Below are 26,415 nucleotides of genomic sequence, written 5' to 3' on the forward strand. Positions count from 1 at the left end.
TCCGATCGAGTGAAGTGGAACGACACAGGTCCGGCCGTCGGCTACCGCCTCGGCAGGCATGCCGCGGGCCTTCTCTCCGCTGATCAGCGGCTTCCCGGTATCCGCTCGGTCAAAGCAGAGCAAAAGGACGCCAGTTCGCATCAGATGCGATGCGCGCCGGTTCCGTGTTCAGCCCGTACGGCTCGGGGCTCTTGCGCATCCAGATGTAGACAGGCATCCCGACCACGCCGCCCGTCGCTCACAGAACGGCTACCGGTCACGGCTCCGGAGGACGGTAACCGACCGTGTAACGGTCCTTGCCCATCCGCCAGCCCTGCGCCGCAAGATCCCTGCGGATCGCCTCCATATCCGCGCTCGCGGGCCGGTGCCGCCGCGTCACAGCGGCAGGGTTATCCCGAGCGCCCGCATCGCGCTCGAGGGCGGACCGCCTTCGGAGCGTTCGGTCTTGTAGCCCTTGACGCAGGGCGCGAGGGTGGCCGGGTCCACGGCCTCGGCGGGCGCGCCCTTGGTGTACAGGCCGTCCGGCTGGCTGTCGCGGTCGTGAGGCAGCAGCCAGAAGACACGGCGCCGGAAGGTCCCCGACGCGCGGGACGGCTTGGCCGTGGGCGCCAGGATGGCGTAGCCGACCATGCGGCCGTCGCGGTGGTAGGCGGGCTTGCCCTTGCGTGTGGGCAGCCGGTCGAGGCTCTGCCGGACGTAGTCGAGGTCGTCGATGTCCTCCAGCCACACGATCTCGACCTCGTGGCTGATCTCTTCGGCGCTGATCAGGGAGCTCATGCGGTGGCGTCCCCTTCCTCGTCGGCGAGCAGTCCGATACCCGGGTAGTGCTTGCGCTGGTTGGACAGGACCATCTCCTTGGGCGAGGCCAGGCCGACGAGTTCACGGGTGCGGGCGGCGAAGGCTCGCGAGGACATCACGGGTGCCCCCTCGTTCTGACACCACGCCTTGTAGACGGAGTACAGCGTCGTCTGCTCGGCGCGCAGGTCCGGGCCGAGCCGGCAACGTTCCTCGTAGAAGCGGCCGGTGTGGTCCTCGGTCTCGGCGTACGCGGTGGTAGCGATACGGACGCGTTCCGGCCCGGTCAGGTCGCGGTCACCCGCGAGGTAGCGGCGCGCCCCGTCGATGAGCCAGCCGAGGATGCCGGGGCCTTCCTCCATGACGAGGATGTCGGCCAGGTTGTCGATCTTGCGGTCGTCGGAGATGACGCGTTCGAATGGGATCAGGCGCATCCGCCGCCAGAACGCGAAGCCTCCGGTGCCGACTTCGGGGCGGTGGTTGCCCAGCAGCCACAGTTTGTGGGTGGGCCGGAAGCTGAAGAAGTCCTGGCGCATCCGGCGCGCCTTGATACGGTCACCGCCGGTCAGGAGCTTGACGCGGGCCTCGTCGAAGCGGTCGCCCGGCTTGACCTCGGAACAGACGATGACGCGCCGCCCGTGGAGTTCCGCGAGGTCGGTGGGGTGGCCCTCGTAGGGCTTGGCCATCAGGAAGCCGGGCGGCGCGGCGTCGGCGTAGTCCCCCAGCAGCTTCATCAGCACGTCCAGGAGGACGGACTTGCCGTTCTTGCCCGAGCCGAACAGGAACGGCAGGACCTGCGCGCCCACGTCCCCGGTGACCGAGTAGCCCAGCAGGAGCTGGAGATAGTGGATCATCTCCAACCCTTCGGCGTCGTCGCCGAACGTGTCGGTGAGGAAGCGCTGCCAGCGGTGCGTGGGCATCTGCCGCGGTCCGACCGTGGTGGAGCGGGAGTGGAAATCCTTGTTCGGGTCCGGGTTCTTGATCAGGCCGGTGCGCAGGTCGACGATCCCGGCCGGAGTGCACAGCTCGTAGGGGTCGGCGTCAAGGCGGGCCGCGTTCAGGACCATCCCGGGGGCCGACTTCGCCTGGGACAGCAGGGCGTTGATGCCGGTGGTCGACAGGGCTCGGCGCCGGTGTTGCTGCAACGCCGTGGTAGTGAACACGCCCCGCGGGTCGTGGGCGGCGATGCTCTCGGCGAGGTCGCCCGCGGCCCACAGGACGGTGTCGTCCTCGTCGATCTGCCACCGGGTGGTGTCCCACCGGTACCAGCCGATGCCCGGCACATGGCGGTAGTCGTTGGTGTACAGGCGCACGAACAGCTTGGCGTTGCCGCGGTCGGTGAGCGTGTCGGGCAGCAGGCCCGCGGGCGTGACGCCCGCCGCCCCCTCCGGCTCAGGCGCCCCCTGGACCTGGGACGGCACGGGGACGGGGCCCTGGGCGCGGATCTGGTCGGCGACCGCCTTGGGGTCGAACTCGAAGAGCGTCTCGTTGCCGGGCTGAGTCACGGGCGCCGCTCCCGTTCGACGGGAAGGGGCCGCTGCTGACCGGCGGTCAGGCCGCTGCAGATGATCTGCCGCGCCCGGCGTTCCTGGGTGGGGCGGGCGGCGGCCGCGGCGCGGGTCAGGGCCTGTTCGGCCTCCTGCTGGGTGAGGCGTCCTGCGGCGACGAGGCCGCCGAGGGTGTAGGCGGCACGGTTGAGGGCCTCGGAGAAGCCGGTGCCCTCCGGCATCCGCCCGCACGCCTCGACGGGCTCTAGGACCTTCTCCAGGGTGCGCTGGACCCGCGTACCGCCGCTGCCCGCCGCGGCGACCGCCTGCCAGGCACGCGGAGGTACGGGTCTGGCGGCCGGGATCGCGGCCTCGGGCAGATGCCGGGTGCGCTCCAGCTCCTGCGCCAACCAGCCCGGCAGCGGTGCGGGTTCACGGGTGGCGCCGACCGGCAGATACGTACCGTCGGCAGTACGGGTGCCGGGGGCAACGATGTACCCGCCGTGGGCCCGCACGTCGACCTGCCAGGCCAGGGCGCGCTTAGGACTCGACCCCGACGAGCACTGCCAGCGACGGCCCTCCCCTGCCCGGTACCAGATGTGGAGGCCGCCCGAAGGGGTGCGCACCCGCAGGGTGGTGGTGTCGTCGGCGGGGCTGTCCTGGCCCCGCAGGGCCGCCAGCACGGCGAGGGTGTGGAAGCCGTTGGCGAGCCCGGTCAGGTCTACCCGGTCGCTGATCGCGATGCCGGGCAGGATGCGGTCCCGGGTCGGCGGCTGCGTGGCGTGCGCGTCGACGTCGATGACGACCAGGCCTGCGGGCCCGCAGGCGACGCCGACGCCGAACTGCGGGTTGCGGCCCCACCATCGGTCGATCAGGTCGTGGTCCAGCGTGGCCGCGTGGAAGCCGTGGCACCACTTGCCCTCGGCCAGGCAGGAACAGGCGGAGGCGGGGTGCGGCTGGTCGCGGCAGGCCGGGCAGTTGGCCGCCGGGGTCTTACGGCCAGCGGCCAGCGGGTGAACAGGCCAGCCCTGAAGGGCACACCAGTGCGCGGTACGGACCAGCAACGACAAGCCAGCAGCCCACGGAATCGGCGCCGGAAGCGGTACGGGGCCCGGTGCGGGCACAGGCACAGGATGGCCAGTCGCTGGGCGGCCCAGCCCCGGTCGTGAGTCGCTGCGAGGAATCCGCAGCTCAGGGGGCATTCTCTTCTCCCATCAGCGACTCAAGCGACTCAACGACGAAAACAGACTAGCGAATCCGGGCCCGGTGGTTCGGTACCACGGTCCCGAACCACCCCACTGACGTGTCGTTTTGGCGGCGACCTGAGCCCGTAGCGACCCAAGACTGACCGCCAGCGACTCGGCACCGTTCAGTCGGTCCCTGAGTCTCAATAGAAAACCCCAGGTCAGACAAGCACCAGAAACCAGACAGCGACTGAAGCGACTGAAGCCTTCTATCTATGACAGACACGCGGACACTAGATGAGCTGATATACCCCTCACAGAGTCGCTTCAGTCGCTCGCGATCCGAGCACAACGCACATGACCTGCGAGTTTCCCGCTGAGACTGAACAGCGACTGAAGTCGTCCTGAGTCGCTGGGTCTTGGGTCGCTGGGTCTTGGGTCGCTGGGTCTTGGGTCGCTGGGGCCAGCTATGGCGTGGCCCGGTGCCGTCGCCCGAGAACGATAGGAAGCCGAGCACCTACGCCGTCCGGTGCGCGGTGGCAATCGCCTAGGGCTTCACCGAGCCGACCGGCGGTCCAGGCATGCCACGGCCGCTGGTGGAGCAGGGCGAGGCGACAGAGCTGGTGGCTGCCGGGTGCTAAACGCGCCGAGCGGTGGCGGGGCGGTCCCGCGCAGGGCGGCGCCCTGGTAGTGGAGTTCACTGCCGGAGGCGAGTTCACGGCCGCCGGGGTCCTGGACGCGGCGGCCGACGAATGCGTGGTCGCCGGGCTGCTCGCCTTTCATCTCCTGAGCGTCGTCCGACCGGCCTGGCTGATCGGGACCAGCATCGCGCAGTGCCGTACGGACGCACAGGCCAGCGCGGTACGGTCGCCCATGGCCTGGATAGACACACTTGCCGCCGGCTTCAGCGCGGTGGCGGCCGGCGGTGCCTGGTTGACCGCGGAGCGCGCCCGCAAGACGGCCGACACCGTGGCGGTCATCGAACGCGACCGGTGGCATGAGGAGCTGACTCCCCGCCTGGCGCTGCGCATCGGCGGCGGGCTCGATCTGCGCCTGACGGTGCGCTTCGACGGCCCGACCGGCCTGCGCCGACTCGACGAGGTACGGGTGACGATCCGCGACGACCGCGACCGCAGCGAAGACCCGCTCTTCGGGCGGATCACCGCGGAGGACCGGGCGAAGGTCATCTGGGGGCCGGCCAGGTTCAGGCACGGCGCCGACGAAGCCGACCAACTCGGCCGGTCTGTCGCGCCCTTCAAGCTCGACCTCGGCGAGCAGCGGCCACTGGCGATGGAGCAATCGCTCGCACCCCCGTGGTACGAAGGCGCCGACGGCGCCGCCCGCTGGCGCCGCGACTACGACGACGCCAACGTCCGCCTGTGGATCACCTGCATCGCGAAAGGTCACAAGCCGTGGCTGCTCACGCAGGACGTTCCTATTCACCGGGCCGAGGACTACCCACCCGCGCAGTAACCCGCCTCGGCCAGCTGCCAGCTCGGCCACGGTGCGCTGCTCTCGGCAGCCGGGCACCGACAGGTTCAGCCGAGTGCGCCGCCCAGCGCGGACAGCAGCGCGCGCTCGCAAGCCCCTGGTCCGTCGACCGTGTCCACAAAGTCCGCGATGAGCGCGAGCGCACACGTCATCGTGAGCACTTCACTCTCCGGGACCGGCCCTGCCTGATCCCGCCACGCCACCGGATCGCGCCCCTCGAAGGCCACGCCGATCACCCGGCGGACCATCGGGAAGTCAGTCAGGTCCGCGAGTCCTTCCCACTGGGCGGCCTTGGCCATCAGCACATCGGTGAACCGCGCAGCGATCCGTCGGCCGTCCGGGCCGCCGGTGCCGATCTGGTCCAGCGCGCCACCGATCAAGAACACCGTCCCCCGCAGCAGCTGCTCCACGCCATAGGTGGCTGCGGCCGCCGCGATACGTTCACTCATCTCGCGCCAGCGGCTCTCGTCAGTCCCCGAACGCGCGATGCTCGCCTGATCCCACGCCGCCAGAATCGCGCCGAGCGGAACCCGGCTGTTGCCCATCGCCATGGAGGCCGAGCGTAGTAGCGCGCACCGGCGCAGCGGGCGGCGATCTCGGGAACAGACCCGAAAGACCATCAGCTCGCTGAAGACCGACGTGCCACATTCGCCGAGCGGTCACTACGAGGGCTGCTGGGCGCCCTCGGCAGTTTGGCCGTGCGCGCGCTTAAGCGCCATCCGCGCCGCTGGGACGTTGCCCGAGACGGTCGCCCAGTAGTCGTGCGTCATGATCCGCCCCGTAGCGTCCCGCCAGCGGGCCCACAGCGCGTCAACCGCGGCCTGGTCTTCTTCGCTCCAGCCCGGCGAGGCTTCGTGCTGGTTGCCCTGGTAGTCCGTGTAGGGCTCGGGCAACGGCATCGGCCGGTGCGGGAGCTTGTCGTAGAGGTCGAGCAGGTCCTGGTGAGCGGCGTCCGCCTCGGCCTGCATCGCGATCAAGTCATCAGGGAAGGTAAATCCAGCCACGATAGAATCGTACAAGCGGGCGAGCCGTGGCGAACTGATGCCGCACCCTGACAGCACAGGCGACGTCGGGCTCGGCGATTCGCCGACCTTGAGGGCGAGCGGCGACTCCCGGGCATGGCCACTTCCCGCGTGTCCCGGACCGCGCCGCGCCCGCCGTTGGGCTCTGAGAGCGTGCGCCGGGTGTCAGCGGGAGCCGGACGGGCGTGGTCCGGTGATGCACGGATGGGGCAGCGGCCGGGCGGGGACCAGCATGGCGGTGGCCCGGCATGCGCACCGGCGTGTCGTCGGGCGGTCCGGTGGTGCACAGTGGGCGTATGTGCGGTCGATACGTTGCCACCCGGCGCCCGCAGGACCTGGCGCGCTTGTTCCACGTCGGCACCTGGCCTGTGACCGAGTCGCTCGGTCCGAGCTGGAATGTGGCCCCGACCGACGAGCCTGGGCCGTCCTGGAGCGCGTCCCGCACGGCGGCGGCGGTGCCACGGCGCCCGCGCGGGAGTTGCGAGCGGGAACCGCTCGCCGAGCAGGCTGCCGACCGCGGACTGCCCGCCGATTCGTTTCGCCAGCCGCCTGGGACGCGCAGGGATTCAGGATGCGAGTTTGGTCAGGACGCGTTGGCGTATCTGCTGGTTGGGGCTGATGACCGCGACCAAGCGGTTCGCTCCGCCGGTGGGTGTGACGGTGGAGGCCGGCCCGATTGCCCGGGAGAGTCTGGCCTGTTGGCCGGGCTGGAGTTCGACGCTCATCCAGTCGCGCGCGCAACGTAGTACTGCCCATGATGCCGGGCCGGATGTCGCGTTGGAGGAGACGCGCTGGTACGGCCCGTCCGGCAGGTCGGATGCGCCGTCGTGTGTGGTGGTGGGCCAGCCGGTGCCGAGCTGAATGATCGGCTTGTCGGTCCTGGCCACGGTGAGCCCGCACATGTCGCCCCCGGTATAGAGGACCAGTTCGTCGTCGCCGTACTGGAGGTTCGCCACGGGCTTGAGGCCGTCTGGCGCTTCACTGGGGTCGGCGGGTGGCGGGCCTGCCTGAGTGTTGATCCCGACGGCCGCAAGGCTCGGGAGGGCAGGCGGCGGGGTGGAGCGGGCGGCGTTTCCGCTGCCGCCCGCTCCGTCGGTGCAGGCGGAGAGGAGTAAGCCGCTGGTGACGAGCACTGCTGCTGTGCGGGACCTCAACGAATTTCTCTCCCCACCCTTTAGTGCGTCAGTCCGCGTACGTGTCGAAGCATACGCCGGAGGGCTTGAACGCGTACCCGCTGCCGATCTTGTTGTTGAAGCGGTCGTACACGTCGAAACTGTAGGACTCCAGGGAGGGGTACGCCCTGATGACGCCGACCTTCCCGGAAGGCACCGGGTAGGAAATGCTCCGGATGACCGTGTACGTGGAGGTGACATTGAAACCGACGCCCAGGGACACATAGCCGGCTTGGACGCTGGCGTTAGCGCTCCAGGTCGCCGCCACCGACTTGTTCACGCTCAGGCTGATCGTGGACGGCCCCCGGCCTGACGTGTAGTCGATCTGGGTCGTGCCACACCGGGTGCCGTCGTCCTGGATGTTGCCGATGTGGTTGGTGGTCCAGTTCGGCCGGTTGACCAACTTCGGAACGGACGTAGGCGTCGAGTTGAGCTCGACGATGGTGCGAGGTCCCGGCTTGACGGCGGTGGTCGGTACGCCCTGAGCCGGGATGGTGGCTGCGTTCGCGGTGGTTGCCCCGGCTAACGCAATCGCAGCCGCGGTCGAGGCAACGACAGTGACCGCGGTGAGCTTCCTCTTGACGTGCAAGGTCTCCCCCTCTTGCAAGAATGCGCCTGTGACGGCGCACGTGCGCGTATCCCCCCGAAGGATGACAGCGCTGTCTCGAACAGAAACGCGATCAAGCTCGCATTCCTGTCGTGGCGACGTCAAGAACATTATTTGTGACACATAGTAATGCTCTGGGTGATACGTGGTTTCAAGCCATTTCGCGGCCCCCGAGGTTCTGGCCTCCGAGACCGTCGGCCGTGAGTCCCGCGGCTACGACGAAGCGAAGAAGATCAACGGCCGCAAGCGCCACCTCGTCGTCGACACCAAGGGCCTGCCGCTGTTCGTCATGGTCACCCCGGCCGACATGACCGACCGCGACGCCGCCAAGGAAGTCCTCCCCCGCATCTTCCGTCTACGGCAGGTGAGCGCTGTCAGCGCCACCGGCCGGGCCCGGTGCGCTCGGCTGGTCAGCAGTGTTGACGCCTGACGGGTGGTCGACCGGCGGGTGTGCGCGACTCGCCCCCAGCTCGCCGACACACCGCGCAGCTCCCGGTCATCGTCATGGTGGGGCGGGTGGTTCGGCGAGGGCCGCGGGGCGGATGGCGTCCGCTCCGTATCGTGCGCGCAGGGCGTCGGCGGCTTGTTCGAGGCGGTGGTGCTTGTCGTCGTCCGGGTCCAGCAGCAGCTGATGGTGGGCTGCGGCGGCGGGTGCGAGGCCGTCGGCGCGCAGGGTGAGGGCGGTGACGCGGGCGCGTTGGAGTGCGTGTGCGGCGTGCAGTTCGTAGGCGGTCTTCCTCAACGCGGGGCTGTGGGCGGTGGGTTCGGCCAGGCGTCGGCTGCGGGTGGTCGTGGTGGTGTCGGCGTAGTGCACGGTGAGCGTGACGCTCTGGCACACCTCGTCGTGGCCGCGCAGCCGCAGCGCGAGTTCCTCGGCGAGGCCAAGGAGAGCCCGGCGGCGGACCGCGGGGTCGAGTTCGTCGTGGGGGAAGCGGTGGGTGGCGGTGGTGCTGCGCACGAGCGCGGTGCGCTGGACCGGGCGCTCGTCGATCCCCCGTGCTCGGGTGTGCAGTTGTCGGGCGGGGCGGGTGCCGAGGATGCGGTTGAGGGTAGCGGGCGGGGTGTCGGCGAGCCGGCCGACGGTGTCGATGCCCAACCGGTGGAGCGCCTTCGCGGTAGCGGGACCGACACCGGGAAGGGCGGCGACCGGGCGGGGGCGAAGGAACGCCTCGACGGCGGCCGGGCCGGGGGCGACCGCGGTCAGCTTGCCCGGTGGCGTGCCGGCGAGGGCCATGGTGGCGATCATCGGCGAGGCGCCGAGGCCCGCGGTGGAGGAGATGCCGAACAAGGCGGTGGCGCGTAGCCGCAGGAGCTGGGCGATCTCGGTGGGGGTGCGCGGTGCCCAGTAGCGCAGGGCGGGGGTGAGGTCGAGGTCGACGGTGTCCGGCGGGTGCGGCTGGTAGCGGGCGGTGATGTCCGCGACGAGGTCGAGGAGGCGCTCGTAGATCTCCTCGCCGGTGGGGCCGGCGGGCAAGTGGAAGCGGATCCGCAGGACGCAGCGCGCTGGTGGCGTGGTCATCCTGCGGATCCTGGGGAGCGGTGTCCGAGGCGACGCAGGTCGGCCGCGCGGCTGCCGGCAGATTGAAGGTCGGCCCAGGGGTGCAGCCGCGCTCCCGCGGTCCCGTCCACGAGAGTCCGCCCGCGTCCGGCGTTCGACGGTGCGGGGGCTCCGGCAGGTGTGGGTGCGGGGGCGGTGCCGCCCAGGAGGTCGAGGGCGGCGGCCGGTCCGTCGTCGCGGCGGACCCGGGCGACGGCGTCCAAGTCCCACACGGTGTGGCCGACCACGGTGCGCCGGGGCCCGCGGGCCTCGACGAGGCCGCGGACCAGCAGGAGCCCGGAGTGGAAGATCGTGTGCGCGCACCGGGCGTGGCTGTCTTCGAAGAACGCCAGGTCGACGAGGCCGGTGCCGTCTTCCAGGGTGACGAAGATGATCCGTTTGCCGGAGGGGATCGGTGGGGTCTGGGTGGAGGCGCGCACGCCGGCCACCAGGACGGGCCGTCCGGCAGCGAGGTGCTGGAGATGGGCGGCATCGGTGGCGCCGAGTTCGCGCAGCAGCCGGTGGTGGTGCTCCATCAGGTGCTGGGAGACGTCGATGGACAGCACCTCCAGCTCGGCATCCAGGCGCTCACGGCTGCTCATCTCCACCAGGCCGCTCGGCCTGGTGCCGGCCGCCTCGGGGGTGAGCGGGGTGGTGAGCGCGAGCTGCCCGTCGGGCGCTACCCGGTTGCGGTGGTGCCGGTGGAGTTCGGTGGCCTGCAGCAGCAGGTCCCGCCGGGTGGCTGTGCCCTTGACCGCGTCGAGCGCGCCGATACGGATCAAGTTCTCGGCGACCGGCAGCGACGGGCGGGCCCGCTCCCACACGTCGGACAGGCCGGTATACGGGCGGTGTTGAGCGATCCGCGCAGCTTCGGTCTCGGGTATGCCGGAGACCGTGGCCAGCGACAGCCGCACCCCCCAGCCGGTGCCGGTGGTCTCGATGCGGTGGGCGGTGTCGGAGTGGCTGACGTCGACGGGCAGGATAGCGATGCCGTGACGCCGCGCGTCGGCGGTGATCACCCGCAGGGGCCACATCCCCGGGTCGTGCTCCAGCAGCCCGGCGTACAGGGCGGCCGGGAAGTGCGCCTTGAGCCACGCCGACTGCACCGCGGGGACGGCGAAGGCCACCGCGTGCGCGCGGCAGAACCCGTACGCGCCGAACTCCTTGACCGTGTCCCACACTTCGTCGACCACCGCGGGGGTGTAGCCGCGGGGCGCGGCCGCCGCCTTGAACCACCGCTCGACACCCGGCAGGCGGTCGGGGTCGGCCAGGGTGCGGCGGGCGACGTCGCCGGCCGCGCGGTCGCAGCCGGTCATCCGCGCGAAGATCGCGATGATCTGCTCGTGCCAGATGACCACGCCGCCGGTGTCGTCGAGGATCGGCTCCAGATCGGGGTGGGGGTAGTGCGGAGGCGCCAGGCCGTGGCGTGCGGCGATGAAGCGGGCGGGCATGCCGCCCTTGACCGGGCCGGGCCGGAAGAGGGAGATGTCGGCGATGACGTCCTGCATGTGCCGCGGCTGGAGCCGGGAGACGAGGTCCATCTGGCCGGGGGACTCGATCTGGAAGCAGCCCAGGGTGTCGGCGCGGCGGATCATCTGGAACGTGGCGTCGTCGTCGAGGGGGACGTGGTCGGGGTTGTCGAGGTCGAGGAGGCGGCCGGTGGTGCGGTGGATCTCGCCGACCGCGTGCGCCATCGCCGACTGCATCCTCACCCCCAGGACGTCCAGCTTGAGCAGGCCGAGGTCCTCGACGTCCTCCTTGTCGGCCTGGACCATCGGGTAGCCGCCCGGGGTCGGCTGGACGGGGAGCCGGTCCAGGAGGGTGATGTCGGAGAGGATGACGCCGCACGGGTGCATCGCGAACCCTCGCACCAGCGAGTCCAGCTGCTCGGCTAGTCCGAACCACATCGTGAACTCCGCCTCGCGCTCGCGGACGTGGGCGAGTTCGGGCAGCTCGGCCAGCGCGGCGGTGATGTCGCGTGCGCGAATGCGGGGAAACGACTTGGCGACCTGGCCGACCAGCACCGGGGAGATGCCGAGGGCGAGCCCGGCATCGCGCAGGGCGTGGCGGGCGCGGTAGGTCTCGGGCATGCCGGTCACCGCGACCCGCTCCCGCCCGAAACGCTCGATGATCCGGTCGTAGACCTCCAGCCGGCGCGCGGACTCCACATCGACGTCGATGTCCGGCAGCGAGGTGCGCCGCTCGGACAGGAACCGTTCGAAAAGCAGCCGGTGCTCCAGTGGGTTGGCCGTCGCGACGAACAGGGCGTGGTTGACCATGGAGCCGGCGCCGGAGCCGCGGGCGGCGACCCGGATGCCCATGGCCCGGATGTCGGCCACGACCTGGGCGACCGCGAGGAAGTACGCCTCGTACCCGAGCCGGCCGATCACACCGAGCTCGTACTCCAGCTGCCCGGCCGCGGCCCGGTCGCGCTCCAGACCGCGGGCGGCCATCCCCGCCTCGCACCGGCGCCGCAACTCGCGCATCGCCCCGCCCGCGGCCCGCTCGGCGCCCACCACGTGCGGCTCGGGGAAGTGCGGCCGCCCGAGACCGAGGTCGGTGACCGGGTCGATGCGGCAGGAGTCGGCGACCGCCTCCGTCTCCGCCAGCAGCACCGCCGCCCGCCCAGCGCCCAGCCCGGCGGCCTCCGTGATCCGGCCGGCGCGCGCCGCCAGCTCGTCGGGGCCGATGAGCCAGCGTTCGCCGCCATCGAGCGGGTGGCCGCGGACCGGCCGCAGCAGCCGGGCCGCGTCCAGGACGTCGGCGATGCGGTGCTGGCCGGGGTCGGCGTAGCGGACCGCGTTCGTCACCACGACCGGTATGCCGAGCTGATCGCCCAGCCGCACCGTCCGGCCGGCCAGCCGGGCCGAACCGGCCCCGGTCCCCGGGCGCCCCAGCCACACCGCTTCCAGCCGCAGCCCCTCCCCCGCGGCGCATCGCCACGGGGCCAGCAGCTCCTCGGCGAGGTCGGGCCGGCCCGCCGCGAGCGCGGCCACCGGCTCGCTGCCCGGCCCGGCCAGCACCACCAGGTCCTTGCCGAGAAACTCCTCCAGCAGCGGCCAGGACGCCATGACCACACCGTCGACCGGGCTCGCGTGCGCGCCGGACACGATCCGGCACAGCTTCGCCCACCCCGCCGCCGACCGGGCCAGCACCGTCACCCGCCACCGCGCCTCCACCACATGCGCCCCGCCACGCAACGGCGTACGGACCCGGGCCGCGGGCGACGTCGGTGGGCGGGTGCGGGCGGCGACCGGGGCGACCGCCAGATCCACCCCGAACAGCGGCCGAATACCGGCGACCGCGGCCGCCTTCGCGAAACGGACGGTCCCGCTCACGGTGTCCCGGTCGGCGAGAGCCATCGCCGTGATCCCCCGTGCGGCAGCGCGCTCGACCAGGTCGTCGGGGAGGCAGGCGCCGTAGCGGGCGGAGTACCCGGAAGCGACATGCAGGTGGACCGGCACCCGGACCACCTCCCTCACCGCACGATTCCGGCCATCTGGCCGGTTCACCCCCAATATATCGAACGTAATTCGAACACGCCTGGTGGGCGAACCACGAAGACGGAGCTGGATGAGGCGTCGCAGAGGAGCTGAAGGTTCTCAGCGGATGCTGGTGACGGCGTCGACCGGTAGGTCCGGAACAGGGGATCCGCTTCGCTCGAGCCAGCGGTCGACCCAGGCGGGCACGGGAAGGGCGAGCTGCTGCTGGGCCGCGTAGACCGCTGGATCGTGTGCCTGGATCCGCTTCAGGCGGCCGCCCCGGCGCTGGATGGCGCGCACCTCCAGCCCTCCGGGCCGCCCGGCCAGGCCGACGGCGATGATGGTGCACTGGTCGCTGTGGCCGGGCGGCCGGTGACAGTTGCAGTAGTTGTCCACGGTGGTGATGGGCAGGCCCCAGCCGGGTGCCGCGAGCAGCGCCATCAGCCGCTGGTGGCCGGTAGCGCCGTGGCCTTCCGCGAACATGGGGTCGATGATCCAGTGTTCGCCACCGTCACGTCCGTAGCGGCCCATCCAGCCGGTCACGGCCAGCGGCACCCCCAGGGTGCGGATAAGGCCGACCCGGCGCAGCAGCCCGCTGGTGAGCCAGGCCGAGGCCGCGGTGCGGCCCGGCCGCCGGTAGGGACGCTCGGCCGGGTGCCACCGGTCCGGCCGGAGACGGTGGCACGGCGTCACACCCCATGTGTCCATCTGCTGGTCCTGGACGTCCACCGCGCGCAGCCACTCGTCGGGATCGAGACCCAGCAGGGTGACGGAGGCGGAGGTGTCCAGCACTCGCAGCACCACCTGCCCGTCCTCGACGTGGGTACGGGCCCCGGGGACCCCCGTGATGTCGCCGTGCTCGTCGGCGCGTGGAAGCAGCACCCTGGCCAAGTCCAGGGCCTGGGTCTCGTCCGGCCGGTGCTGCTCGACCGCGTCAGCCTCGAATCGGATCAGGAGACGGTCGGAGCGCGGGTCGACGTATTCGATGCCCCACGGGTGCACGGTGGTGATCCGGCGCCAGGCCAGTGCCGCCATCACCTGGGCCTCCAGCAGCAGCTGGTCGGCGTCCGGCTGCGGGATCAGCAGGGAGCCAGGAGCGGCGGCCTCGACCCGGCGCCGGGCAGACTGCCAGGGCACCCCGGTGTACAGACGCAGCAGTTCGGCACGACGTTCGACGGCGGTTGTCTTCACGACTCGGAGCCCCCTCGCACCGCGGAGCTGTCCCGACACAGCGCGGCGGCAGAGAGCCACGAGGAACATCTGGACTGTGCAGCGGTGCCGGCCGAGTTGGCTTCTCCACGGCGTGCTCGATGTCGGGTCGAGCACAGGGCAGGGACCCCGCCGGGCCCACCGCTTCAGATTCGACCATTCTCGACCAAGGGCGAGCACTGGTCAGCGAGATGACGCGCCGCCAGATCACCCGAAGGGCGCATCGCCAGGTTGCCGGCCTTCGCGGTGGTCACTCGGCCTTCTCTGCGCCGGAGCAGCTGAGCCGAGCGCCGAGTCGGCCGCACACCGCCGCGGTGGTCCCTGGCACGGCCTCTTGGCGTGTGATGTCAACACCCCCGGGGCGCCGAGCGGTCGGGTTCCGCGTCCGCTTCCCAGCCCAGGTGCGGCTTCAGCTCTTGAGCGTGACCTCAGGGCTGGCCTCGGTCGGCAACGGCTGCGTCGGGCACGCGGCCAGAACCTTCTCCATCGCAGACTTCTCCGACGGCGTCACCCACAGCCGGTACTTGGTCTTGACCGCGACCTGCCGGGCGACGTACTCGCAGCGGTATCCGGTGGCCGGCGGCAGCCAACGGGAGGCGTCGTCGTCACCCTTGTCGTCGTTGGTCGGCCCGTCGACGGCCTCCAGGTTCAACGGATCGTTCGCCAACTCCTCGCGCTGCGCCTGCGACAGCGCGGCGGCGCCGGTGGTCCATACGTCACCCAGAGCCGCCATGTGGTCGATCTGCACCGCGCTCGACGTCTCACGGCCGCGGATGAAGCGGATCGTGCGGCCGGTGTACGGATCACGCAGAGTCCCGGAAGCGACCTTGCACCGGCCGTCGAGCCGGATACCGGTCAGATCGCGACGCAGGATGTCATCACGGGTGTCGCAGCCGTTGTGCCCACCCGGCGCGCCGGTGTCGTCGCTCCAGGCCGGCCCGAAGTCCTTGACCCGGTTGTAGCCGCGGACCGAGGCCGCCGACGACACCCGCAGTTCTCCGAGCGCCGTCACCGCCCGGCCCGGTGCACCCCCCTTCGAGGACGCCTTCGCATCGGCTCCCGACGAGCCCTGACACCCCGCCAGCGCCACCCCCGCCACGACCAACGCCACCGCCACACGGCACGTCTTCGTCCTCACACCGGCCTCCTGGCACACACCTCGTCGCCTCGCGAGGGCCGTACTACCCGCCGGGTGGCACCCGCAGGCCGCACCTCACCCGGCCGAGATCGCGTTACGGCGCGAAACCCTCCGATCAGGCGACAGGACGTGCGCGCCAGAGAGCCGTGGCGGCCGCCCCGTCGGCAGGGGCGGCCGTCACGAGGCCGCACAGGGTCAGTACCGGTGGCGGATCCACAAGGCGATCAAGCCGATCGCTGTGGTGCCCGCGCTGTAAGACGCGCCGCGGATCGCGTTGTACGCGATGGTCCGCCGGTACCGCATGACCACGCGCCGAAGACGCGCGGACATTGGGGCGAGGGCCTGCGCGTAGCGCTGAATCGGCCTATGCTGCATGGCAGGTGCTCCTTTCTCAGTCTTTCGTTGCCTGATGGGACACCGTGCAGGGAGCCGCTCCGGCCCATGGTTGCTACGCCTGGGGGCCCGGGCAGGCTCCTTTTGCATGTTGCGCTGAGCGCGTGCTGATGACTTTAGTGAGTTCCGTGGATTCGCGATGGGCGAAGGGGACCCAACGGCCGTAATTTCTCCAAGATTTCTAGAACTCTGACGGCCAATAAAATGAGGGGCCGTCAACTTCGGCGGTATGCGGTGCGGTTAGCCAGCCCACCCGAAGATGTGACGTTGGTCACTTTCTCGCCTCTCCTGTCCTCAGCTCGGCCCGGTGCAGGCGAGGAGCCGGTCGGCGAGCTGCTGGTCGGGAAGAGGGACGATGCCGCAGGTCTCGGCCGGCCCACCGTCCTCGGTCTTGAGCCCGGTCTCCTCCAGGCGGGTGACCTCGTCCTCGAGGGCCTCGGTCGGCACTTCACGGCCACCGGGGCGAGCAGCGAGGGTCGCCAGAAGATCGGAGAGGTACGGCAGCGGGACCATGTCGTCGGGTTCGGCGGCGAAGCGCGCGGCCTGGCCGTTCCACAGCTCGGCCTCCCGAAGTTCGCCGCGCTGAAGGTGGTGCAGGTGCAGGCAGTAGGCGGCGGTGATGTGGCAGGTTGCGCCGGCGGCCAGTTGCCACCAGAACTGGGCGGACTCCGGGTGACCGGTCAGGTGGAGCAAGCAGCCGTAGGTGAGGGCGCCTTCGACGTCGTCGTTGTCCTGGGGGGTGCCGGGGTGTCTGGCGAGGGCGGCGACGGCGCCGGCTGCCTGGGGGTCGGCGAGGATGCGGTGGCAGATCCGGGTGAGGGTGTGGCCGGCCTGCCGGGCGCGGTCGAGGTCGTGCCCCGCGTCGCGGCGCCGGGCGGCCGCCGCGGACAGCCGTCGCAGGCCCGCGGCCGCGTCCGGGGCCGGGCCGGTCGCCGGCAGCCGGATGTCGGCGAGCAGTTCGTCTATGGTCGGGCTCATCGCACGTTCCCTTCCTTGCTGCGCGTCCGGGCGGTGGCCGGGATGCCGAGGCGGATGCGCAGGCGTTCCTTGCCGCGGCGGCCGTGGTAGTCGACGGTCTTCTTGTCCAGGCCGAGGAACCAGGCGATGCGCCGGGTGGGGTAGCCCAGCACGTACCGCAGGACGATGACGTCGAACTGGCGGGGCGGCAGGGCCGCGATCTCGGAGTACAGGCCGATGCTGGACTCCACGACGCTCAGGTGCTCCTGGTGGGCGCGCAGCAGCCGGGCCACGGTGCCGTCGATGATGAACGACGGCGCGCGGTGGTCGCGCTCGAGCCGGTCGGTGACCGCCTGGCGCAGCGCGGACCACGCCTGCTGTTCGAGGTTGCCCTCGGTCAGCAGTTCCTTCCACGAGCCGTGTATCTCCAGGAACACCTCGTCGACGAGGACCTCGGCCGCCTGCCGAGTGCCGAGCTGCGCTTCGGCGTACTCGAAGTACACGTCCAGGTGGCTGAGGTAGAACGCCTCGAAGTCCACCGGGAAGGCGAGCGGTTCGGTGACCGGCTCGCTGAGGCCAGGGACCATCGCGGGCAGCGCCGGGTCGTCCGCCGGGAACTCGGTCATCGCCCGCTCCGTCCCGTGGTCGCCGCGCTCGCACGGCGCGGGGCCGGGAACGGACCGCTAGGCCGCCCCGGACCGGCGGAGGTGACAGTGGTGTCCATCGGTTCCTCTTCGCTGAGGGGTGCGTACCAGCAACTCGCTGGCACCGGGGGCGAGTTGGCGCCCTTGGTCACCACCTAAGCGTTTTCTGCCCGCAAAGGCTCAAGGCGGGCTCAGAAAATATCACCGTGTGATCTGCATGCACTACGCAAGGTGATTATTTACTCTGTGTAAACGTCGATGAACAGCCCGTTCAGGAGTCGCTCAAATTTTCAACTTGTCACCAAGAGTAGTCACAGTGTTGCAGATCACAGCGGACGGGCCCAGCCGCAGGCTTTCTCCGCAAGGCGAGCAAGACCGACAGGAGTCCTGCGGGCAGCTGAACCACCCTTGTGAGGTGCTCAGTTGGCCGTGTGGAGGTCGTGGCGGGCTCGGAGGTAGAGGCGACTGGTGATGGTGTCCGGGTCGTACAGGTCGGTCATGTACTGGACGGTGGCGGCGAGCGCAGCACGGGTCGCTGCCGGAAGGTCCGTGTCGCCCTCGATGAGTACGCGCGCCTGCTGGTGCAGTTCGAGGATGCGGCGGGCGACGTGTTCGGGGGCTCGGGAATCGGCGATCAGCTGGGTGATGGTCGCGAGGGCGTCGTCGGTGTCCCCGTGGAGGAAGCCGCGGAGCCGCTCGCGGTGGGCCGGGGGCGCGAGGCGGTGGGCGGTGTGGGCGAGCAGGGTGAGGCGCCGGCGGGCGAGGTCGCTGGTGTTCGCCAAGGTCAAAACGGCTCCGTGGTCGTCACCGGTGGCGAGTACGCGGGTGAGTTCCTGGTAGCCGTTCAGGTCATTGTGGACCTGGTACGCCTGGCACATCGGCGACAGGTCGGTGGTGACGCGATCCCGGTGGACTGCGCGGTGGCCCGCGAGGGCGAGTGCGAGGTGAAGAGAGCAGAGCAGATAGGGCGCGAACTGGCCCGCGTGGACGCGCAGGATGTCGTCCTCGGTGACCTCTTCGGGGGCGACCGCGGTGTCGAGGTGAAGCTGTTCGGTCTGGCCGGCCGCGACCTGTGCGGTGGTCGCGGTGAAGATGTCGGTGAGCTTCAAGCGGGTGGTGGCGGGGAGGGCGGAGCGCAGGAGGGGAAGCGGGGCGAGCGCGGCGAGAGCGTCGCCGAGGAACAGTGCGGCGCTACGCGCCTCGTCGGTGCCGAAGGCGGGGATCAGGGCAGTGTGGGCGGTGGGCTGGCCGCCGCGGTGTGTGTCGCGGTCGACGATGTCGTCGTGGAGCAGGATCGCTCCGTGGCGGATCTCCAGGGCGGTGGCGATGGCGATGTGGTCGGTTTCGCTGCCGGGCGCGTTGAGGGTGCGGGCGGTGTGGAGGAAGGCCATGCCGAGCAGCCGTTTGCTCGGGCGGGTCAAGTAGCGGGCCGCCGCCGCGTGGCCTTCGTCTGCGCTGATCCGGGTCGTGACGTGGCGCAGTTCGGTGTCGGCGAACTCGGCGAGCCGGTCTTCCAGCTTGCTCTGGAGGTGGATGAGTTCCTCGTGGCTGAGTTCGGTCATGGTCTTCCTTCCACAGCGGTTCAGGTCAGGCGGGGCCAGGGCACGTCGGTCTCGACCGGGGCGGTGTAGTCGATGTCGCCGACGGCGAAGCCGTAGAGGCGTTCGACCTCGGCCTGGAACCAGTCGAGGTCGGCGAGATCGCGGATGGTGTCGGTGGTGGCCGCCTGCCAGCGGCGGTCGACCTCGGCTTGGACGTCGTCGGCCAGCTCCCAGTGGTCGAGACGAGCCCGGCCTTCGTTGTCGGTGACGAGGGGGGTGTGGCCGGTGAGCTGGTCCCACAGGTCGACCAGTTGCCCGACCGGGGGGACCATCGCTTCGCCCAGGACGCCGCGCAGCAGGCCGATGTACAAGGCGATGCCGGGGATGGCGGTGGAGGACTGGGTGACGGCCGCCGCGTTGACGGAGGTGACCGCGCGCCCGCTGCACAGTTTGCTCAGGCGGTCGTCGAGGGTGCGGGCGGTGGCCTCCAGGTGGGCCTTGGCCGCGCCGATGGTGCCGTGGCGGTAGATCGGAGCGGTCAGGTGTGAGCCGATGTAGGACAAGGCCGCGGTGGTGAACCCCTCAGCGAGCAGAGCGCGTTCGGCGAGGTGGTCGATCCAGCGTTCCCAGTCAGTGCCGCCCATGACCGCGATCGTCTGCTCGATGTCGTCGCCTTCGGCCGGCTGGGGGGTCACCTCGCGCACCTCGGGCGCCCCGTCGTCGAACATGAGCGTCTTGGTGCGGTGCGGGGCGCCGACGGGCTTGAGGACGGAGGCATAGGTGGTGCCGGTGGCCGGGTCGGTGCGGCGGGGAGCGGCGACGGAGTAGATCAGGTAGTCCAGGCGGCCGAAGCGGTCGGCGATCAGGTCGGCGACGGTGTCCTTCATCGTGGTGGAGAACGCGTCGCCGTTGAGGAAGAGCATCTCGCGGCCGGCGCCCGCAGCAAGGTCGGCGGTTGCGGCGGTGCGGTACCAGCCTGCGGTCGCGGTGCGCCGTTCAGTGGGGGCCTTTTCGAAGCACACGCCGATGCCCCGGATACCGGCCCGGGCCAGGCCTGCGATGGTGGCGGCCAGTCCGTATCCGGCCGACGAACCGATCACCAGCGCTACCGGTCCCGGCTCGGTAGCCGTTGTGTCCGGCTGGGGGACGGCGTGCCACATCTGCTCGACCAGGTGGCGGCAGCCGGCCGGGTGGGAGTCGAGGAAGAGGAACCCACGGTGGCGCGGGGCGATCACACGAGTATTCATGGAGAGGAGGGCGCCTTTCCGGTTGCGTCGAGTCGAGCGGCAGCCGCGAGGTGGACTGCCGCATCCTGCAAGTCTGCGACGGTGCGTAGCCGGGCTGTCACCTCGTCAGGAACAACAATCCGTAGCCGCTCTTGGAGGGCCTCCACCACCTCCAGCAGCGCCAGACTGTCCACCCCCAAGTCCAGCGCCAGCACCGCAGACCGCCGCGCACAGTTCTGTACCGGCTGGCCGGAGATGGCTGTGAGCACCGCGGTGACGGTTCCGGGCACCGTTACGTGGTCTGACTGCGTGGGCGGGTCGGTCCGCAGGCCGGTCACCGGGGGAGCACCGAGTCCGAGCGGCGCCGCAGGGTGTCGATCGGCAGCAGCACCGGGGGAGCACGGTGGCCGGTGGTGGTGCCGGTGACAGCGTCGTGCTGGTCGATCAGCAGACGGCACGAGTCGCAGAACGACGTGCACGTGGTGCGTTCGGTGAACGAGCGGGGTACGACGGCGTGGAGCCCGGACAGGCCCCCGCCGGCGCGGACTCGGGCGACGTAGTCGGAGAAGTTCGCCCGGGCCAGGACGTCAACGGCCCGCTCCCTCAGCAGGTTGCCGAAGCTCAGCTTCTCCGGCACGTTGAACGCCGCGCAGCTGTACCAGTCCCCATTCTGCTTCAGCAGTGACGTCGGAAGCACGTAGGCGCCGACCGTCGGGGCGAAGCAGTCGAAGCAGTGGTCCATCCACCTCGCGACCGGGGTGTGTCCCGGGCGTTCGACGGGCTGCTGGTCGTCGAGACGTTCGTTGGCGAGGTAGACCCGCATGGTGGAGTGGACCCGCTCGTGCGGGAAGTCACCGTAGGTCTCTTCGTAGACGGTGATGAGCTGGTCCATCTTGTGGTCGCGCGTCTTCGGGTCGGCGAGGGAGGAGACGGCGACGTTCAGCTCGTGGTCGGTGTAGTGGGCGACGGCGTGGTGCAGGACGCGGGCGATCCGGTTGAGCGGGGTGGACTGCTCGCCGATGGAGACCATGAGCAGCGGCACGAACAACTCGTTGTCCAACAAGCCGGCGCTCTCCAGGCGGTCGAAGACCGCTCCGCAGCGCAGTGGCGTCCCCCAGGACGCGTTCGTGGTCACCTTCGAGACGTCGATCCCTTGGCGGCGGGCCCCGGAGATCACCTGCAGCAAGGCGCGGAAGGCGACGAAGGGCTCGCCGCCGGTGATGGCCAAGGATGGCAGGCCGATCGAGGCGAACTGGTGCAGCAGGAACCGGATCTGCCCGTCCGACAACGTGCGCCCCTGGGCGAGGGGTAAGGCGCCCATGCCGCAGGTCGGGCAGTCATCGTCGCATTTGGTGGTCAGCTCCATCTCGACCCGCATAGGCAGATACGGTGCCGCCGGGTCGAGCCCGGCCGCGGACCAGCGCTGCCGGACTCGGGTGAAGATCTCTGCGGTCTTGACTGCGTACTTGCCCTGGAACGGGACGACCGGGCCCTGGCCTTCCTGGAACAGGTGCAGGCCTTCCTTGATCATCGTGTTGTTCTCCTGTCGGTTCGGGCGGCTGTGTGCGTCGGGTCAGTGGCTCTGGAAGTGCGGCGCGGTGAAGATCACGGTGAGCGCGATGGCGAAGACCACCGCGCGGGCGACGGTCACGCGCCCGGGCCCGGCTTGCGGGCCACGCCGACCCACAGCGGCACGTCGTTGTCGCCCTGCAGCCGCAGGCGCCCCACGTTGACTGTGGTGTCCGGCCACCAGTCCTGCGGGGTTACGACGCCTGGCTCGACCAGGTCCAGGCCCGCGAACAGAGCGCCGACCTCGGCCCGAGTCCGCGTGGCGACGGGGGTCTGGGCATGGGCCAGGTCCTCGGCCACTTCCCGCACGCGGTCCCGGTCATGATCGGCTGTCAGGTGGCTGATGACCAGATAGCTGCCGGGCGGGACAGCGTCCATCAGCTGCTTGACGAGCCGGGATCCGTTGTCCGGGGGCAGCCAGTGCAGGAGTAGGCACAGCATCACCGCGACCGGCTCGTTAAGGTCGAGCACCTCGCGCACCGCGGCCGCCTCCAGGATCGTGTCCGGCGCGGTGGCGTCGGCCTGGACGTAGGCGGTCGCGCCATCGGGGTGGCTGGTGTGCAGGGCGCGGGAGTGGGTGAGCACGATCGGGTCGTTGTCGACGTAGACCACACGGGTCTCGGGAGCGGAGCGCTGGGCAACCTCGTGCAGGTTGGGGGAGGTCGGGATGCCGGCGCCCACGTCGAGGAACTGCCGGATCCCGCCGTCCTTCACCGCGTGTCGCACGGCGCGGTGGGTGAACGCGCGCGCGGTCCACGCCATCTGGCGCGCGCCGGGCAGGTGGCGCAGGATCTGCTCGGCGGCCCGCCGGTCTGCCGCGTAGTTGGTCTTGCCGCCCAGCAGCACGTCGTAGAGCCGCGCGGAGTGCGGCCGGTTGGTGGCCAAGTCCACCGGCTGCCGGGCCGTGCTGATCATCCACTCAGCACTCCGCATGAGCGCTCCTTTCACCGGCGGTACGGCTCATGAACGGAGGCGGAGTCACCGTGTTGCCTCCATCGCGGTTTCAGGCGCGAGCAGCTCCAGGAACGTCAGGCGCTCCCCCAGCCAGCGCAGTTCGCGCTCGTACGGCTCGTCGGCCCGGCTGACGGCCCGGCGGTCGACGGCAAGGATGCCGTGGGCCAGGCCGCTGCCGGCGTCACCGCGGGCCTGCTGCCAGCCCGGCCGCAGCACAGGCTCCGCATCGGCGCTGGTGTCGGTGTAGCGGCGGACGACCTGCCAGCCGCGATCGCGCGCGACGGTCTCCAGGCGGTCGAGGTCTTCGGCGAGCGTGGACTCCTGGCAGCTCATCGCGTACAGCACGACCTTGACCGGGCCGTCCAGTGGGGTCAACGCCGCGTGGCGGCCCTCGATTCGCAGCTGCTGGAGCCGCCGTGCCCGGTAGTACGAGTCCGGTTCCGCTACGGGCAGCAGACCGAACGCCGCGTCCTCGGCCTCCAGCACCGCAAAGCTGCCGAAGCCGCGCGGAAGGCCGTCCCGTCGGCTGAACCGCATCCTCGCGCGACGCTGCACCGTCACCACCGCTCCTCCCCGGGCGTGGGCACCCCGGACTTCTGCTCCGGCCCGGACCCTCCCGAAGGGAGCGATCGGGCACCCGGGACAGGCGCGGACGGCTTGTTCGCGGGCGAGGACTTCCGGTGTCGTATCGGTGTCCCAGGCCCGTCGCCGGGCACGGCGTGGAGATCCGGACGGATGATCAGCGGCATGGGTGTCTCCTACGACGGCTGAGGATGGACATCTGCACCCCCGCCGCATGGCGCCGGGGTGCAGGTGTCAACCGTGCCGTTCGGCACCAGGCCCGGTCACGGGCGCAGCTGTCCGCTTATTCCGGACAAGGCGCAGTTGTGCTGACCTGCAAGGACGTCGGCGGCAGGCGTGACAGTCGGACCAGTCGTCACCCTCAGAATCCGCGGATGCGGGTCATCTCGCCTGGGTACCTCGTTACCGTGGCGCCACATCCTGGTGTCGCGCCGTACGGAGGTCGCCATGCCCCAGCCGCCCAAGCCCGGCTCGAAATCGGACCGCGATGCCCTACGGGCCCAGATGACCGCCGCCGGGTGCTCTCCGTCGGAGATCGTCACCGAGATGCGGACGCGCTGGCGCCTTCGGCCTCGGGAGGCGTGGCGGCACGTGCACGGCATGAGCCAGCAGGAGGTCGCAGACCAGCTCAACGCGCTCGCCACCGCCCGCCCGCACGGGGAGGCCGTGGCGGCCGACGCCAGCCTGGTCGGCAAGTGGGAGAAGTGGCCGGGGCCCTCCGGTCGCCGCCCCACCCTGGCCACGCTGGGGCTGCTGGCCGAGCTGTACCGCTGCGACGTCGAGGACCTCGTGGACTTCGAGGACCGGCGACGGTTGCCCGAAGGGGAACTACGCATCCTGCGCCACGTGGCACACGCCGCCATAACACCCCCGGCACCCGCATCCCCGGCCGTCACAAACCCGGCCGTCACAAACCCGGCGCCGGAACCGGCGTGCGGGTCCGACCTGGTGCATACCGCCGCGGTGAAGTCATCGACGTGGGCGTCGTGGGCTGAGACCTCCAACGTCGGGGACATCGCGCTGGAGCAACTGCTGCACGACACCCGGGCGATCGCCGCCGACTACCTCACCGCTGACCCCGTCGCACTCTTCATCCGCACGTGTGCGCTGCGCGACCGGGTCTTCCGGCTTCTCGAAGGCCACCAGCCGCCACGGCAGAGCACCGAGCTGTACGTCGCGGGCGGCTACCTGTGCGCGTTGCTCGCCTGGATGTCGTCCGACCTCGGGCAGTTGCGTGACGCCGATACCCAAGGCCGCACCGCGTGGCTGTGCGCCGAACTCGCCGACCACAACGGGCTGCGCGCCTGGACCCTGTCGACCCGCTCGAAGGTCGCCTTCTGGGACGGTCGACTGCGCGACGCGGTCAACTACGCCCGCCAGGGAGCTCTCTACACGGCCCCGGGGACCGTCGGGACGCTGCTGGCCTGCCAGGAAGCCGACGCCTGGTCCGTCCTCGGTGCCCGCGACGAGACCGACACAGCCCTGCAACGCGCCAGCCAAGCCCGGGAAACACAGAGGGGACAGGACGACATCGGCGGCCTGTTCTCCTGTCCCCCGCTGCGACACGCCAACTACGCCTCCGCCGCCCACCTGCGATGCGGAGACCCACAACGCGCCCTGGCCGAGGCCACCGCCGCGCTCACCCAGCAAGCCGGACACGCATACGGAACCGTCGCCCAGGTCCACATCTCCGCCGCCGGCGCGCACCTTGCCCTCAACTCGCCGGACGGTGCAGCGCAAGCGCTCCAGCCGGTGTTCGCCCTTCCGCCCGAGCGGCGTCTGGCCCCCGTCACGGCCCGCGTCCAGGAACTCGCCCGACCGCTCACCCAGACCCGCCTCGTCGGGACCGTAGCGCGATCTCTACGCCAGCGCATCGAGGACTTCGCCCTCGACAGCGCCTCCCGTCACGCCCTCACCACTTCCTGAAAGGGGCCGTATCCGTGTCCACTGCGCAGAACATGACCATGGCCGACCACTGGTGGTGGCGACCGGGCTGGCGACAGGGCCGCTCCTTCTACACCTTCCACCTCACCTTCCAGCACGCCACACAGGTCCACCGGATCGCCGCCGCCTACCGGCGCGCACTCGCCGCCGTGCCTGGCCTTGATCTCGTACCGGATCAGTGGCTCCACTTGACCATGCAAGGACTCGGCTTCACCGACGAGGTCTCCGACACCGACCTGAACGCGATCATCGCGGCCGCGCGCGAGCGGCTCCGGGCGGTCCCCGCCTTCGACCTGACCCTCACCCGGCCCGAGATCACCCCAGAAGCCATCCGCTGGGAAGCCCAGCCCGCAACCCCGACCATCGCGGTGCGCGACGCCCTACGTCAGGCGATCGGCGCGGTCTGGCCGACCGTCCCCGAGGTTGCAGACGGCTTCGCGCCCCACGTCTCCATCGCTTACAGCAACGCCGCCGGCCCCGCCGGGCCTATCGCTGACGCCCTGGACCAGGTCCACGAGCCCCCTGCGGTTACACCCATCGACCGCGTCGACCTCATCGTGCTCAACCGTGACACCCGGATGTACCAGTGGACCACGCACACCAGCATCCCTCTCCGATAAGCGCCACTTCCCCTGGCGACGTCGAAGAACGGGGGGCGCACGCGGGCAGTCATGGAGAACGCAGCCGGCGTCCGAGCCCCAGGCCTTCGGCGCCTTCCTCAACCGCCTCGGCATCCCCGTCCGCGTCCCGCACCGGAGCGCTTATGCCCGGGGCGCCACCTTCACTTCCTCCAGCACCCGGTCGGCCAACACCCTCGTCGGCAGCTCACCGTCGAGAAGCACCGTATCCGCTGGCAGCCCCCGGGCCGCAGCCACGCACCGAGCGATCTGCTCCTTGCGCCACACCCGCACCCGCGCATCCCGCTCCGGATCGTCCGGCGTGAACGCCTGCGCGTCGATCCGCGTGGCGAGCTCCTCGGCCGACACCTTCAGGAAGAAGTGGCGCAACTCGACACCGGCGCTCTGCAATGCGTCGTGGATCTCCCTCAGGTAGTCGGCGTCGACCAGCGTCATCGGCACCAGCAGCGGCCGCTCGTACGCGGCCAGCAGACGCAGCGCCAGGTCGACCACCGACTGCCGCCACACCACCAGATCCTGAAAGTCCCCCGTCGGAACCGGCACGATCTCCCGCACCGCGAACCCAACCAGCTCAGGGTCGTACACCAGCGCCTGCGGCCAGCGCTCCGCCAGCTCCTCCACCAGCGTCGTCTTACCGCCCCCGAACGGACCGTTCACCCAGACGACCAACCCGCTCACGACCATCACATCCCCGGGAAGACGCGCTGACGCCCGAGCGTAACCGCCCGGTTCCACCGTAGGACCGCGAACCACCCATCCGTGTACAGACCGGTACCGAGATACCAGCATCGATCCCTACAGACCTACCGGCATCCCTGCAACCGGCACACCCGCGACGACCAC

The 26,415-nt window shown here is 70.6% G+C and carries 23 protein-coding genes and 1 pseudogene; 4 read left to right on the forward strand and 20 right to left on the reverse strand.

Annotated elements, in window-relative coordinates:
* Positions 1-375 precede the first annotated feature (375 nt).
* Genes K7472_RS31240 through K7472_RS31250 form a run of 3 tightly spaced genes read right to left on the reverse strand, consistent with a single transcriptional unit; the run spans position 376 to position 3,484 of the window.
* The gene (locus K7472_RS31240; protein ID WP_222982467.1) at positions 376-777 is read right to left on the reverse strand and encodes a DUF6009 family protein; all 402 of its coding nucleotides are present in this window, start codon (positions 775-777) and stop codon (positions 376-378) included.
* On the reverse strand, positions 774-2,300 hold the full coding sequence (locus K7472_RS31245; protein WP_222982469.1) for a DNA primase family protein: 1,527 nt from the start codon (positions 2,298-2,300) through the stop codon (positions 774-776). The genes K7472_RS31240 and K7472_RS31245 overlap by 4 nt, the downstream gene beginning before the upstream one ends.
* A complete protein-coding gene (locus K7472_RS31250; RefSeq protein ID WP_222982471.1) occupies positions 2,297-3,484 on the reverse strand; it encodes a bifunctional DNA primase/polymerase in 1,188 nt (395 codons plus the stop codon). The genes K7472_RS31245 and K7472_RS31250 overlap by 4 nt, the downstream gene beginning before the upstream one ends.
* A 672-nt stretch (positions 3,485-4,156) precedes the next feature.
* Between K7472_RS31250 and K7472_RS31255 the strand changes: the two genes are divergently transcribed.
* Entirely contained in the window at positions 4,157-4,939 is a 783-nt protein-coding gene (locus K7472_RS31255; protein ID WP_222982473.1) for a hypothetical protein, read from the forward strand.
* A 65-nt stretch (positions 4,940-5,004) separates the two neighbouring features.
* Here the strand turns inward: K7472_RS31255 and K7472_RS31260 are convergent, their stop codons facing one another.
* The 4 genes from K7472_RS31260 to K7472_RS31275 all read right to left on the reverse strand — a co-directional run bounded on the left by K7472_RS31260 (position 5,005) and on the right by K7472_RS31275 (position 7,740).
* Positions 5,005-5,508 (reverse strand): hypothetical protein, encoded by a 504-nt coding sequence (locus K7472_RS31260; RefSeq protein ID WP_222982481.1) that lies wholly within the window; start codon positions 5,506-5,508, stop codon positions 5,005-5,007.
* Positions 5,509-5,619: 111 nt separating this feature from the next.
* Complete coding sequence (locus tag K7472_RS31265) at positions 5,620-5,961, reverse strand: DUF8825 domain-containing protein (RefSeq protein WP_222982483.1); 342 nt, start codon at positions 5,959-5,961, stop codon at positions 5,620-5,622.
* A 584-nt stretch (positions 5,962-6,545) separates the two neighbouring features.
* Positions 6,546-7,112 (reverse strand): hypothetical protein, encoded by a 567-nt coding sequence (locus tag K7472_RS31270; protein WP_222982485.1) that lies wholly within the window; start codon positions 7,110-7,112, stop codon positions 6,546-6,548.
* A 49-nt stretch (positions 7,113-7,161) separates the two neighbouring features.
* Positions 7,162-7,740 (reverse strand): hypothetical protein, encoded by a 579-nt coding sequence (locus K7472_RS31275; protein WP_222982487.1) that lies wholly within the window; start codon positions 7,738-7,740, stop codon positions 7,162-7,164.
* A 229-nt stretch (positions 7,741-7,969) separates the two neighbouring features.
* Here K7472_RS31275 and K7472_RS33850 point away from each other — a divergent pair.
* Positions 7,970-8,188: pseudogene (locus tag K7472_RS33850) on the forward strand (transposase); the annotation flags it as partial.
* Positions 8,189-8,260: 72 nt separating this feature from the next.
* On the opposite strand, the gene K7472_RS31285 reads toward K7472_RS33850, so the two are convergent.
* The 12 genes from K7472_RS31285 to K7472_RS31340 all read right to left on the reverse strand — a co-directional run bounded on the left by K7472_RS31285 (position 8,261) and on the right by K7472_RS31340 (position 22,969).
* Complete coding sequence (locus K7472_RS31285; protein ID WP_222982489.1) at positions 8,261-9,277, reverse strand: DNA polymerase Y family protein; 1,017 nt, start codon at positions 9,275-9,277, stop codon at positions 8,261-8,263.
* Positions 9,274-12,759: a DNA polymerase III subunit alpha gene (locus K7472_RS31290; protein ID WP_308014171.1), complete on the reverse strand. Its 3,486-nt coding sequence runs from the start codon at positions 12,757-12,759 to the stop codon at positions 9,274-9,276. Before K7472_RS31290 ends, K7472_RS31285 begins: the two co-directional genes overlap by 4 nt.
* 138 nt (positions 12,760-12,897) lie before the next feature.
* Entirely contained in the window at positions 12,898-13,968 is a 1,071-nt protein-coding gene (locus K7472_RS31295; protein ID WP_222982491.1) for a hypothetical protein, read from the reverse strand.
* A 427-nt stretch (positions 13,969-14,395) separates the two neighbouring features.
* Positions 14,396-15,124: an HNH endonuclease family protein gene (locus K7472_RS31300; protein WP_308014172.1), complete on the reverse strand. Its 729-nt coding sequence runs from the start codon at positions 15,122-15,124 to the stop codon at positions 14,396-14,398.
* Between the two features lie 687 nt (positions 15,125-15,811).
* Entirely contained in the window at positions 15,812-16,495 is a 684-nt protein-coding gene (locus K7472_RS31305; protein ID WP_222982493.1) for a hypothetical protein, read from the reverse strand.
* On the reverse strand, positions 16,492-17,100 hold the full coding sequence (locus tag K7472_RS31310; RefSeq protein ID WP_222982495.1) for a sigma-70 family RNA polymerase sigma factor: 609 nt from the start codon (positions 17,098-17,100) through the stop codon (positions 16,492-16,494). The genes K7472_RS31305 and K7472_RS31310 overlap by 4 nt, the downstream gene beginning before the upstream one ends.
* Positions 17,101-17,537: 437 nt before the next feature.
* On the reverse strand, positions 17,538-18,680 hold the full coding sequence (locus K7472_RS31315) for a polyprenyl synthetase family protein (protein ID WP_222982497.1): 1,143 nt from the start codon (positions 18,678-18,680) through the stop codon (positions 17,538-17,540).
* Positions 18,681-18,700: 20 nt separating this feature from the next.
* Complete coding sequence (gene fabV, locus K7472_RS31320) at positions 18,701-19,906, reverse strand: enoyl-[acyl-carrier-protein] reductase FabV (protein ID WP_222982501.1); 1,206 nt, start codon at positions 19,904-19,906, stop codon at positions 18,701-18,703.
* Positions 19,903-20,175: an acyl carrier protein gene (locus tag K7472_RS31325; RefSeq protein ID WP_222982503.1), complete on the reverse strand. Its 273-nt coding sequence runs from the start codon at positions 20,173-20,175 to the stop codon at positions 19,903-19,905. Before K7472_RS31325 ends, fabV begins: the two co-directional genes overlap by 4 nt.
* Positions 20,176-20,219: 44 nt before the next feature.
* Positions 20,220-21,416 (reverse strand): hypothetical protein, encoded by a 1,197-nt coding sequence (locus K7472_RS31330; protein ID WP_222982506.1) that lies wholly within the window; start codon positions 21,414-21,416, stop codon positions 20,220-20,222.
* 116 nt (positions 21,417-21,532) lie between these two features.
* Positions 21,533-22,387, reverse strand: a complete 855-nt coding sequence (locus K7472_RS31335; protein WP_252396548.1) for an SAM-dependent methyltransferase — start codon at positions 22,385-22,387, stop codon at positions 21,533-21,535.
* A gap of 45 nt (positions 22,388-22,432) precedes the next feature.
* On the reverse strand, positions 22,433-22,969 hold the full coding sequence (locus K7472_RS31340; RefSeq protein WP_222982508.1) for a recombinase family protein: 537 nt from the start codon (positions 22,967-22,969) through the stop codon (positions 22,433-22,435).
* A 567-nt stretch (positions 22,970-23,536) separates the two neighbouring features.
* Here K7472_RS31340 and K7472_RS31345 point away from each other — a divergent pair.
* Positions 23,537-24,916 (forward strand): helix-turn-helix transcriptional regulator, encoded by a 1,380-nt coding sequence (locus tag K7472_RS31345; RefSeq protein ID WP_504740140.1) that lies wholly within the window; start codon positions 23,537-23,539, stop codon positions 24,914-24,916.
* A 14-nt stretch (positions 24,917-24,930) separates the two neighbouring features.
* Entirely contained in the window at positions 24,931-25,554 is a 624-nt protein-coding gene (locus K7472_RS31350) for a 2'-5' RNA ligase family protein (RefSeq protein WP_308014173.1), read from the forward strand.
* A gap of 141 nt (positions 25,555-25,695) precedes the next feature.
* Here the strand turns inward: K7472_RS31350 and K7472_RS31355 are convergent, their stop codons facing one another.
* On the reverse strand, positions 25,696-26,256 hold the full coding sequence (locus K7472_RS31355; protein WP_372458148.1) for an AAA family ATPase: 561 nt from the start codon (positions 26,254-26,256) through the stop codon (positions 25,696-25,698).
* Positions 26,257-26,415: the final 159 nt, after the last annotated feature.

Source organism: Streptantibioticus parmotrematis (assembly GCF_019890615.1).
In the GTDB taxonomy this organism is placed as follows: Bacteria; Actinomycetota; Actinomycetes; order Streptomycetales; family Streptomycetaceae; genus Streptantibioticus_D; species Streptantibioticus_D parmotrematis.

Coding starts and splice junctions, on each gene's coding strand:
- K7472_RS31240 (WP_222982467.1), bottom strand. CDS start 777: ATGAGCTCCCTGATCAGCGCCGAAGAGATCAGCCACGAGGTCGAGATC.
- K7472_RS31250 (WP_222982471.1), bottom strand. CDS start 3,484: ATGCCCCCTGAGCTGCGGATTCCTCGCAGCGACTCACGACCGGGGCTG.
- K7472_RS31260 (WP_222982481.1), bottom strand. CDS start 5,508: ATGGCGATGGGCAACAGCCGGGTTCCGCTCGGCGCGATTCTGGCGGCG.
- K7472_RS31285 (WP_222982489.1), bottom strand. CDS start 9,277: ATGACCACGCCACCAGCGCGCTGCGTCCTGCGGATCCGCTTCCACTTG.
- K7472_RS31305 (WP_222982493.1), bottom strand. CDS start 16,495: ATGAGCCCGACCATAGACGAACTGCTCGCCGACATCCGGCTGCCGGCG.
- K7472_RS31310 (WP_222982495.1), bottom strand. CDS start 17,100: ATGACCGAGTTCCCGGCGGACGACCCGGCGCTGCCCGCGATGGTCCCT.
- K7472_RS31315 (WP_222982497.1), bottom strand. CDS start 18,680: ATGACCGAACTCAGCCACGAGGAACTCATCCACCTCCAGAGCAAGCTG.
- fabV (WP_222982501.1), bottom strand. CDS start 19,906: ATGAATACTCGTGTGATCGCCCCGCGCCACCGTGGGTTCCTCTTCCTC.
- K7472_RS31330 (WP_222982506.1), bottom strand. CDS start 21,416: ATGATCAAGGAAGGCCTGCACCTGTTCCAGGAAGGCCAGGGCCCGGTC.
- K7472_RS31335 (WP_252396548.1), bottom strand. CDS start 22,387: ATGCGGAGTGCTGAGTGGATGATCAGCACGGCCCGGCAGCCGGTGGAC.
- K7472_RS31345 (WP_504740140.1), top strand. CDS start 23,537: ATGCGGACGCGCTGGCGCCTTCGGCCTCGGGAGGCGTGGCGGCACGTG.
- K7472_RS31355 (WP_372458148.1), bottom strand. CDS start 26,256: ATGGTCGTGAGCGGGTTGGTCGTCTGGGTGAACGGTCCGTTCGGGGGC.